The organism is Streptomyces sp. NPDC048278, assembly GCF_040652195.1.
Classification (GTDB): Bacteria; Actinomycetota; Actinomycetes; order Streptomycetales; family Streptomycetaceae; genus Streptomyces.
Genome location: NZ_JBEZLP010000010.1, coordinates 126,210 through 136,243, shown reverse-complemented (window position 1 = coordinate 136,243; position 10,034 = coordinate 126,210). Strand labels below are relative to the sequence as shown.

Genomic DNA, 10,034 nt, shown 5'->3' with positions numbered 1-10,034 from the left:
GGCGTCGACCTCATGTCCACCGCCAACAGCGCACACATCGTCCAGTACGACGACAACGGCACCGCCGACCACCTGTGGCAGTTCGTGTAGGGCCGTGTCTTCGTCCGGTTCCGCTGTTTCACTGCGTCGTTCCCCGTTCCCCATTCCCCTTACTCGGAGGTCAGGCACATGCGATTGCGTCTCGCAAGACCACTGCGCGGCAGATGGAGAAGGACCCTCGGTCTGTTTGCCGTCGGCGCGCTGACGGTGGCGGCCACCGTCGGCGGGTCGCTTACCGCCCAGGCGGCCGTGCCGCCGACGCCGGCGGGCTTCTCGCTCACCTGGAGCGACGACTTCAACGGCGCCTCCGGCACCGGGATCGACCAGAGCCTGTGGAAGTACGACACCGGGCCGGGCAGCAGTTTCGGCACCGGTGAGATAGAGACCATGACCAGCAGCACCTCGAACGTCTACTACGACGGCCAGGGCCATCTGGTGCTCCAGGCCCTGCACTCCGGTTCCGACCCCCGCAGCGGATGGACCTCGGGGCGCGTGGAGACCCAGTCGGCGTCCTTCGGCGCACCGGCCGGCGGAGTCGTCCGCATCGAGTCCGTGCTGCAGCAGCCCAACGTCACCACCGCCAACGGCGCGGGCTACTGGCCGGCGTTCTGGATGCTCGGCGCACCGCTGCGCGACGGCGTGGTCTGGCCGAAGTCCGGCGAGATCGACGTCATGGAGGACATCAACGGCCGCAGCTCCGACTTCAGCACCATCCACTGCGGCGTGAACCCGGGCGGGCCGTGCAACGAGTCGACCGGTATCAGTTCGGGTGAGCGCGCGTGTGCGGGGTGCCAGACCGGCTTCCACGACTACGCGGTGGAGATCGACCGCTCGGTGTCGCCGGAACAGATCCGGTTCTACCTGGACGGGAACAACTTCTTCACGGTCAACGCCAGCCAGGTGGACGCGACGACCTGGTCGGACGCGATCGACCACCCCTTCTTCATCATCTACGACCTCGCGATCGGCGGCGGGTTCCCGGACGCGTTCGGCGGGGGCCCGAACGCGGCCACGGTCTCCGGCGGCAAGCTGGTCGTCGACTCGGTGGCCGTGTACAACAAGGGTCCCGGCTCCGGCGGTGGCGGCGGTGCGGTGACCGGGCAGACGATCACCGGTCCGGGCGGCAAGTGCGTGGACGTGTCCGGTGACGACACCGGCGGCGACGGCACCGCGGTCCAGCTGTGGGACTGCCAGTCGGCGGCCAAGGACCAGCACTGGACGTGGAGCGGCCAGACCCTCCAGACCCTCGGCAAGTGCCTGGACATCGCCGGCGGCAACAGCGCAGCGGGGACCAAGCTGCAACTCGCCACGTGCAACAGCGGCGGCTACCAGTCATGGGTCCGGCAGACCGACGGTTCGCTGCGGAACCCGACCAGCGGCCGGTGCATCGACTCGCCCTCGGGCGCCACGGCGAACGGCACCCGGCTCCAGATCTGGGACTGCAACGGCTCCGGCGCCCAGAACTTCGCCATCGGCACCCCGATCTACGGTCCGGGCGGCAAGTGCGTGGACGTGTCCGGTGACGACACCGGCGGCGACGGCACCGCGGTCCAGCTGTGGGACTGCCAGCAGGCGACCTCGCTCGACCAGAAGTGGACCTGGAACGGCCAGACCCTCCGCACGCTGGGCCGGTGCCTGGACATAGCGGGCGGTGTCAGCGCGGCCGGCACCAAGCTGCAACTCGCCACGTGCAACGGCGGCGGGTACCAGAACTGGGTCGTCAACGCCGACGGCTCGATGTACAACCCGACCACCGGCCGGTGCATCGACTCCCCCTCGGGCGCCACCGCGAACGGCACCCGCCTCCAGATCTGGGACTGCAACGGCTCCGGCGCCCAGAAGTTCGCCCTGGCCTGACCGGAGGTGCGGGACCGCGGGATCCCCGCAGCCGGCGGGGGTCCCGCACCCGCTCCTCGGTTCCCTCGGCGAAGTGCCGTCCCGGGCCAGGGGTTTCAGCTCTGGACGGTGAGCAGGTCGGCGAGGCCGATGCGGGTGAGGAAGCCGCGGCGGATGCGGTCGGCGGTCACCGAGACCTCCTCGGATCCGTCGTCGGCGGGGTCGACGTGCACGCGGTAGGGGCGCTTTCCGGCGGGCAGGGCGACGATGCGGGCGATCTCGTCGGAGACGAGCGACGCGGGCGCGTCCTCGGGGGCGAGCGCGGCGAGCTTGGTCGCCATCTGCTCCATCAGGCCGGGGTACCGGCTCTCGTACTCGGCCTCGACGGCGGTGTCGTCGGGGTGGCCGGAGTGGGCGAAGTGGTTGGTGCCGCTGGTGAACGAGCCGGGCACGACGATCGAGGTCTCCACGCCCCAGCGGGCGAGTTCGCCGGCGTAGGACACCGCGAGGGAGTCCATGGCGGCCTTGGCCGCGAAGTAGGGGGCGAGGTAGGGCGGGGTACCGCCCTTGACGCTGGTGCTGGACACCCAGAGCACCAGTCCCTGCCGGCGCCGTCGCATGCCGGGCAGCACGGCGCGGTTGACGCGCTGGGTGGACAGGACGTTCACGTTGTAGAGCTCGGCGAGCTGGTCGGGGGTGAAGGCTTCGGCCGGTCCGGTCACCATGTGCCCGGCGTTGTGGACCAGCACGTCGACGCGGCCGTGTTCGGCTTCGATCTCGGCGACTGCGGTGTCGACCGACGGCTGGGAGTTCACGTCGAGTTCGACGGACCGCAGGTCGACGTGGTGCTCGTCGGCGTACCGGGCGGCGGACAGGACCTGGGGAGCGTTGCGGCCGGTGGTCCGGCGCATGCCGGCGTAGACGGTGTGGCCGGCGTCCGCCAGCGCACGGGCGGTGAGTGCTCCGAAGCCGCTGGAGGCGCCGGTGATGACGACGACGGTGCCGGTGGTACCGGTGGTGGACATGGACGTGGTTCCTTTCCGCGATGACCGTGCAGGGGTGGGGCGGTGCGGGTGCGGCGGGGTCAGGCGAGTCCTCCGTTGGCGTAGAGGACCTGTCCGTTGACCCAGCGCGCGGGACCGGCGAGGAACGAGACGACCTCGGCGATGTCCTCGGGGCCGCCGAGCCGCTCCAGCGGGGTGGCCTTCGCGAAGTTCGCGACGGTGGCGTCGTCCTTGCCGTCCAGGAACAGCGGAGTGGCGGTGGGTCCGGGTGCGACGGCGTTGACGGTGACGTCCCGGCCGCGCAGCTCACGGGCGAGGATGAGGGTCAGGCCCTCGACCGCGGCCTTGCTGGCGACGTAGGCGCCGTAGCCCGGCAGCTGGGTGCGGACCACCGAGGTCGAGATGTTGACGATCGCGCCACCCGGGCGGACCCTGCGGGCCGCCTGCTGGGAGACGACGAAGGTGCCGCGGATGTTCGTGCGGTGCATCCGGTCCAGGTCGGCGAGGTCGAACGTGGCGACGGGGGAAAGGATCATGATGCCGGCGGTGTTCACGACCACGTCGATGCCGCCGAAGGCCGACTCGACGGCGTCGAAGGCCGCGGTCATCGCGTTCTCGTCGGCGACGTCGCCGCCCACAGCCAGGGCCCTGCCGCCGGCCGCGGTGATCGCGGCCACGGTCTCCTCGGCCCTGGCCTTGTTTCCCGCGTACTGCACGGCGACCGCGAACCCGTCCTGGGCGAGCCGTTCGGCCGCGACGCGGCCGATGCCGCCCGAGCCTCCGGTGACCAGTGCGGCACGGACGGTGGTGGGGGTGCTGCTCATGGTGTTCTCCTCTGCGGGCGCATCCAAATGAACGACACGTTCATATAAGCATGAAATGAACGCGCCGCCCATATCTGGGGGCCGGCGAGTCCCTCCGGGGCCGCACAGGGGTGTGCCGGATGTCGTACAGGCTTCTCCACCAGGTGTCCGCCGCTTCACGCGGGGGCCTTGGAGTCGGCCTGGGATGGCGGGGTGGCGCAGGTGTCACGGGTGGCGCCGCACTCGTCGAGTCGCACGTCGGGAGAGGCATGTCTGTCACAGCCGGGACGTTCGGGCACGCGGTACGAAGAGGGCGCCGGAGGGCGGGGCGGGGTCTCGCGCTGGGGGCCGTGCTGGCCCTGGTCGCGTTCGTTCCGCCGGCCGACGCCAGCACGAGGACCGGGGGCGCCGCCACGGACGCCGGCGCGTGGACCACCCGGTACCTGGCTCCCGGGGTCGAGGTCCGTACCGGGGTGCTCGGTGACCCGCGGGCCGCCGGTGTGTGGACGGTCACCGTCCAGGCTCCGGCCGTCAACCGCCTCACCGGTGCCGCCGCCTGGGCCCCGCTGGGCGACCGCGAGTGGGCCGACACCACCGCCGGGCAGCTGCGGACCGCCGGGTTCGCGCCGCGCGTCGAGCGGGTGACCTGGGACCAGTACGCCGACACGCCGCACGGCACGATGGGCTGGCAGGTCAGGGCCGGTGCGTACGCCACACAGGCCGAGGCGGGGACGCTGGGTTCGGCGATGTCGGCCGCCGGTTTCCGTACCTCCGTCGAGTGGACGGGCTACGACGGACTCAACCCCGCCGACGCGGAACGCGTCCACGTCGCCGTCGTCGATCCGGCCCGGCTGCGCGGCACGGTCGAGGTGAGCGACGGCGGGGACGCCGCCGACCGCGAGAAGACCTCGACGGTGGCCGCCCGCCTGGGCTCCCTGGTCGGCGTCAACGGCGGGTTCTTCGTCACCTCCGACGCGGACGGCGTCCAGGGCACCTCGGCCGGGCTGTCCGTGGTGCACGGCGAGGTGCAGTCCATGGCGGCCGGTTCCCGCGCTGCGCTGATCCTCGCCGACGGCGGACGGCACGTCCGGGTCGCCGACCTGTCCACCACCGTGACCGTCCGTTCCGGCTCCGCCGTCCACGCGGTGCAGGGCGTCAACCGGGTCCCGGGCAAGGTGCGCAACTGCGGCCTCCCCGGCACCGTACCCACCGCGCTCCCCCGCCAGGACCTCACCTGCTCGCTCGCGGACGACCTGGTGAAGTTCACCTCCGAGTTCGGGGCGCCCCTGCCGACCGGCCCCGGTGTCCAGGTGGTCCTGGACCGGCACGGTACCGTCGTCTCCCAGGGCGACCGCGGCGGTTCCGTGCCCGTCGGCGGCTCGGTCCTCCAGGGCACCGGCACCTCGGCCGCCTGGCTCACCGAACACGCCGTGACAGGCAGCCGGCTGGAGCTGCGGGAGACGGTCCGGGACGCCTCGGGCAGACAGGTCCGGCTCGGCCCCGACGACAGCATCGTCAGCGCGGCCCCGACCCTGGTCGAGGACGGCCGGGTCCACATCGACGCCGCCGCCGAGGGCACGCTCGACCCGCTCGACCTCTCCTTCGGGTTCGCCTGGTCCAACGTGCGCCAACCGCGCACCCTGGCCGGCGTCGACCATCGCGGGCGCCTGCTCCTCGTGACCGTCGACGGCCGGCAGCCCGGTGTCAGCGAGGGCTTCACGCTCGCCGAGGCCGCCCGGTTCATGCGTTCGCTCGGCGCGGTACAGGCGCTCAACCTGGATGGCGGCGGCTCCACCGCCATGGCCGTCGACGGCAGCCTCGTCAACACCACGTCCGACGCCACCGGCGAGCGGGCCGTGGGCGACACGGTCCAGGTCCTGCCGCGCGCCGCACGGGACTGACCGCCGGACCTTGAAGCGGTCATCGCGGTAGCGCCGGACACGGCAGGAAGGGGCGTCCCCGCCGGGACGCCCCTTCCCTTCGCTTCACCGCCCTTCGGGAGCTACTCGATGTTGATCTTGAAGGTGCTGGTCGTGTTCCTGATGTCCTGGGCGTTGCCGTTCATCCGCAGGTTGCGGAAGGTGGCCTCGCCGACGGCCGGACCCTGGCCGGGCTCGGGCAGCTCGTTGGCCCAGATGCCGAAGCCGGACTTGGCGTCGAAGGCGTCCCCGCTCTTCCTGGAGTCGGTGATGGAGATGTCGGTGAAGACGGTGTCCTTCACCGGGAACTGCGGTTGGCCGCCGACGTAGTTGGTCTGGAACATGACGCCTCCGTAGGTGGAGTCGTCGATGTCGACGTCGTTGACCCTGATGCCCTGGAAGACCTTCGAGGCGGAGAACGCCCAGATGGCGGGGAAGACCTGGGAGCCCCAGAAGTGGCCGCCCGTCCGGTCCAGGGAGACGTTCTCGATCGTCGTGGGATCGGTGCCGAAGCCGTTCATCGGGTAGCCGAAGTCCAGCGAGGAGATCGTGATCCCGGAGTAGACGAGGGTGTCGGCGACGCGGATGTTGCGGAAGGTGTTGTCGTAGCCGCCGTAGACGGCGATGCCGGCCGCCCGCCAGGTGAGGGTGGAGGTCAGGTTCTCGTAGAGGTTGTTCTTCTCGTCGGCGCCGCCGGCGTCGATGGCCGAGAAGAGCGCGAAGCTGTCGTCGCCCGTGGCGCGGGCGTCGTCGTTGACGACGTGGTTGTCCGTGGAGCCGTTCGTCATGTTGATGCCGTCGGCGAACGTGTCACGGATACGGGAGTTCGAGATGGTCATGTTGTCGGTGTTGGCGCCCCAGTAGAGGCACACCATGTGTTCGGCCCATATGTTGTCGATGGTGATGTTCGAGACGTTGGAGAAGTCGAACACCTTGCCCGGGCCGTCGATCCGGGACGTGTAGTTGCCGAAGTAGGCGAAGCCGGCGAACGTCGAGCCGCCCGCCGTCGACTCGGCCCGGAAGCCGATGTCGGTGTTCTCCTGCGAGGCGGGGGCGTGGAAGCGGGTGAACCACGGCCCGGCGCCGACGACCTTGACCGCCTTGCCGTAGACCTGGAACTTGCTTGAGGTGTCGTAGTCGCCTGTGGGCAGGTAGACGCCGACGAGCTTGCCGGTGGTGTCCATGCGGACCTTGTCGAGGGCGTTCTGCACGTCCTGCTGGGTGAATCCGGCCGGGACGGTGTAGGCGGCCGGGTCCGGGTTGGGGTTCGCCGTCGCCTGTTCGGTGTTGACGAAGTCGATGGCGTAGTAGGCGGCGGTGTTGGCCGCGTCCTTCTGGAGGCGGATCTTCGAGCCGGCCGGGACGGTCCTGCCGAGCAGCAGGTTCGCCTCGTCGTAGATGTGCCGCGGGGCGCCGGAGCCGGGCGAGTTGCCGGGTGCGGTCTCGCTGCCGTAGAGCCAGGCGTACTTCGAGGTGAGGTCGATCGCCTTGAGGAACTGGCCGTCCACGTAGACGTCGAGGGTGGTGTCGGTGCCGTCGGGGATCGCGAAGCGGGTGACCAGGGTGTTGGTCGCGGCGCGGGTGGTCCACTCGACGTACTCGCCGGTGGCGTCGAGGGTGACGGCCCTGCGACCGCTCGCCTCGCCCGCGACGTCGCCGATGGTGCGGTTGGGGCCGACGACCTTGGCGCCGCCGCCGGCCGTGCCGTCCTCGGCCTCGTACATGTCGTACGGCATGTCGGCGCCGCGGCCCACGAACAGGTTCTGGGTGGTGGTGTTGTTGGTGCGCTTGACCGGCAGTTCGTTGGCGTCGTCGGAGATGACCGTCCTGACGGTGTACTTGCCGTTGACGGCCGTCCAGGAGCCGAGGCTGATCGGTGCGGTGGTCTGACCGGTTGCGATGGTGCCGTTGTAGGAGCCACTGAGCGTCTTGACGGTGGCGCCGCCCGCGTCCTGGACCGTCAGGGTGACACCGTGGGCGCCGGCGGCCGAGTCCACCGTCCCCTGGTTCTTCAGGGCGACCGTGAACGCGACGGCGTCACCGGCCGAGGCGCTGGAGGGCGTCCAGGCGACGGGGGCGGCAACCAGGTCGGAGCTGGACACCGGCTTGACGACGAGGGGGTCGGAGCGGGTGAAGGTGTTGTTGCCCTCGTTCTGCTCGATGACCTTGTTGGACGGGTCCACCTCGGCGCCGAGCGGGTAACTGCCCGCGTCCCGGCTGCCGATGCTCGCGGTGACCGTCGCCGAGGCGCCGGCCGCGAGGGCGGGGACGTCGGCCGTGGCCGCCTTGGTGCCGCCGAGCGTGAAGTTCAGGTCGGTGGCCTTGGACGCCTTGCTGCCGCTGTTGGTGACGGTCGCGGAGAGACTGACGGCGTCCGACTCGACGGGCGCGGAAGGCGAGTTGGTGATGCCGGTGACCTTGAGGTCCGGGTTGGCGGCCGGGGTGCCGATCACCTGGAACTCGGCCACCTGTCCGCCCGGGGCGCCGGTGTTGGAGGCGAACTTGAGCTGGATGTCGGCTGCGGCGCCGGAGACCGGGATGGTCACGGTGTTGCCGGTGGCCGGGTTGAACGTGTAGTCCTTCGCCGCGGCGAGGCTGGTGAAGGCGGTCGCGTCCTGGTCGCGGCCGAGCACCTGGATGTTCTGGGTGCGGGTGGACCAGGCGGGGTCCGGGTTGAGTTTGACGACGACCTGGCCGAGGTCGGCGTTGGCGCCCAGCTCGGTGGTGAGGGTGGCCGGGTAGGCGCCGCCCGCGCTCTCCCAGTAGGTGCCGGTCTGACCGTCGTTGGCGTTCGCGGCGACATAGGTGAAGGTGTACGAGGAGGCCTCGACGGGCTTGCCTTGCGCGAGGTCGGAGCCCGCGCCGGAACCGGGCCGGGTGACGCTGTTGCTCGGCACCGACACGTTCCCGGCGGCGTCCTTCGCCTTCACGTAGTAGGTGACCGTGGCCGTCGCCGACGGGGTGTCGGTGTACGTCGTCACGTCGCCCGCCACGCTCTTGACGAGCTGGTCGTCGGCGTAGACGTCGTAGCCGGTGACCGCCACGTTGTCGCCGGACGCCTGCCAGGTGAGCTTCACGTCGCTGCCGGACTGCGTGTAGGCGAGGTTGCCGGGCGCCGTGGGGGCCTGGGTGTCGCCGGTCGCTCCCTTGCGGGTCACGCTGTTGCTGTTGGCGGAGACGTTGCCCGCGGCGTCCTTGGCCCGCACGAAGTACGTGACGTCGGTGGCGGCCGACTGGGTGTCGGTGTAGGTCAGGACGTTGCCCGCGACGCTCGCGCGCAGCTGGCCGTTGGCGTAGACGTCGTACCCGGTCACGCCGGTGTCGTCGGTGGCCGCGTTCCAGGTCAGCTTGATCTGCCCGGTGGCCGGCTCGGTGTACGCGAGGCCGGCCGGCGCGGTAGGGGCCTGGGTGTCGCCGGTGGCCGGGCCGTAGACCTCCAGCTCGGACGCCTGCCCGGCGGGCCAGCCGTCGTTGGCGGTGAACAGCGCCCGCACGTACCGCGTGGTGGTCGTGTCGAAGGCGATGGCCGCCGTCTGGTCGTCGGAGCTGTTGAAGGCGTACGCCTTGGACGCCGTCAGGTCGGTGAAGTTCTGGTTGTCGGTGGAGCCCTGGATCTTGAGCGTCTGGTTGCGGCTCGGCCAGCCGCCGGGCAGCCGCAGCGTCACCTGGTTCACCTGGACCGAGGAGCCGAGGTCGACCTTGAGCCACTGCGGGAAGGCGTTGTTGGTGCTCTCCCAGTAGGTGTTGCGGTTGCCGTCACCGGCGTTGGCCGCGCCGTAGACGTCGGCGTGCCCGCTCTCGCTGAAGGGCTTGCCCAGGGCGAGGTTGGGGGTCGAGGCGGCGGTCGTGAGGACCTGCAGTTCGGCGAGTTGGGCGGTGCCGGCGACCGAGTTGGCGCTGAAGTCGGCCCGGACGTACCGGGCGAGGGTCGCGGGGAAGGAGACCCTGACCGTGTTGTCGTTGCCCGGGCTGAAGACGTACTGCGCCGACGGCTTGAGGGTGGCGAAGCTCTTGCCGTCGGCGCTGCCCTGGAGCGCCAGCGTCTGCTTGCGGGTCTGCCACTGCTCGGGCAGCCGCAGCACGACCTCTCGGACGCGCTCGGTGCGCCCGAGGTCGGTCTGGACCCACTGGGCCGCGTTCTTCCCGGCCTGCCAGTAGGTGTCGGTGTCGCCGTCGGTGACGTTGACGGCCGCGTGTGCGGCGCGGGCGCCGCCTGCCGTGGTCGCCGCGTGTGCGCCGACGGCCGGCAGGCCCAGAACCATGACGGCGGAGGCGAGCACGGCGGTCGCCGCGCGGCGTCTCCAGGATCTCGGCTTGTGTCGAGTCATGCGGGGTCACTTCCTGCGGAGGCTCGCGCGCCGGTGGGGCGGCGAGGGCGGCTCGTTCCTGACGGAGTGGTGCAGAAAGGTGCGGTGAAGTGCTGGGCAGAGGTA

The 10,034-nt window shown here is 70.8% G+C and carries 5 protein-coding genes; 2 read left to right on the top strand and 3 right to left on the bottom strand.

The window, feature by feature from the left end; all coding sequences use genetic code 11:
- Positions 1-168: 168 nt before the first annotated feature.
- The gene (locus AB0D74_RS19460; protein ID WP_362587902.1) at positions 169-1,896 is read left to right on the top strand and encodes a ricin-type beta-trefoil lectin domain protein; all 1,728 of its coding nucleotides are present in this window, start codon (positions 169-171) and stop codon (positions 1,894-1,896) included.
- Between the two features lie 95 nt (positions 1,897-1,991).
- On the opposite strand, the gene AB0D74_RS19455 is transcribed toward AB0D74_RS19460, so the two are convergent.
- Positions 1,992-2,900, bottom strand: a complete 909-nt coding sequence (locus AB0D74_RS19455) for an SDR family oxidoreductase (RefSeq protein WP_362587900.1) — start codon at positions 2,898-2,900, stop codon at positions 1,992-1,994.
- Positions 2,901-2,959: 59 nt separating this feature from the next.
- Positions 2,960-3,703: an SDR family oxidoreductase gene (locus tag AB0D74_RS19450; protein ID WP_362587897.1), complete on the bottom strand. Its 744-nt coding sequence runs from the start codon at positions 3,701-3,703 to the stop codon at positions 2,960-2,962.
- A 248-nt stretch (positions 3,704-3,951) separates the two neighbouring features.
- Between AB0D74_RS19450 and AB0D74_RS19445 the strand changes: the two genes are divergently transcribed.
- Entirely contained in the window at positions 3,952-5,583 is a 1,632-nt protein-coding gene (locus AB0D74_RS19445) for a phosphodiester glycosidase family protein (protein ID WP_362587894.1), read from the top strand.
- 101 nt (positions 5,584-5,684) lie between these two features.
- Here the strand turns inward: AB0D74_RS19445 and AB0D74_RS19440 are convergent, their stop codons facing one another.
- On the bottom strand, positions 5,685-9,929 hold the full coding sequence (locus tag AB0D74_RS19440; RefSeq protein WP_362587891.1) for a discoidin domain-containing protein: 4,245 nt from the start codon (positions 9,927-9,929) through the stop codon (positions 5,685-5,687).
- Positions 9,930-10,034 lie beyond the last annotated feature (105 nt).